The sequence below is a fragment of the Vibrio sp. 10N.222.55.C7 genome, from assembly GCF_041473335.1.
In the GTDB taxonomy this organism is placed as follows: domain Bacteria; phylum Pseudomonadota; class Gammaproteobacteria; order Enterobacterales; family Vibrionaceae; genus Vibrio; species Vibrio crassostreae_C.
Genome location: NZ_JBFRSC010000079.1, coordinates 1 through 508, shown reverse-complemented (window position 1 = coordinate 508; position 508 = coordinate 1). Strand labels below are relative to the sequence as shown.

Genomic DNA, 508 nt, shown 5'->3' with positions numbered 1-508 from the left:
CGGTCGCGATGGACATGAATACGGCTTTTGACCTTGAAGTTCAAGCGCATTGCCCGAACGCAAAAATCGTTTACGACTTATTCCATGTTGTTGCTAAGTTCGGTCGTGAGGTAATGGATAGAGTCAGAGTCGACCAAGCCAACAAACTCAAGCAAGATAAAAAAGCGAGGCAATGGGTCAAGCGCTCACGCTGGGTGTTGTTGAAAAATAGAGGCAACTTAAATCCACGGCAAGACAGCTATCTTACAGAAATATTGAATATCAATAAGGACTTAATGACCACTTATATACTCGGGGCACAACTCAAAGAGCTTTGGTATTGTGAATCAGAAGCACATGCTAAAGGGCTCTGGGAGGCTTGGTGGGCACAAGTACAAGAGAGTGGAATTAAGCCATTGAAAGAGTTCGCACGAAAACTGAGTCCTTATCTTCACGGTATTATCGCATCGGCAAGTTATCCGCTAAACACCTGCACCCTAGAAGGGATAAACAACAAGATAAAGCTAAT

At 43.9% G+C, this 508-nt stretch carries 1 protein-coding gene; it reads left to right on the top strand.

Annotated features, from left to right (window positions below):
• The coding region (locus AB4482_RS22480; RefSeq protein WP_372181744.1) for a transposase at positions 1–508 on the top strand (508 nt) is incomplete at both ends.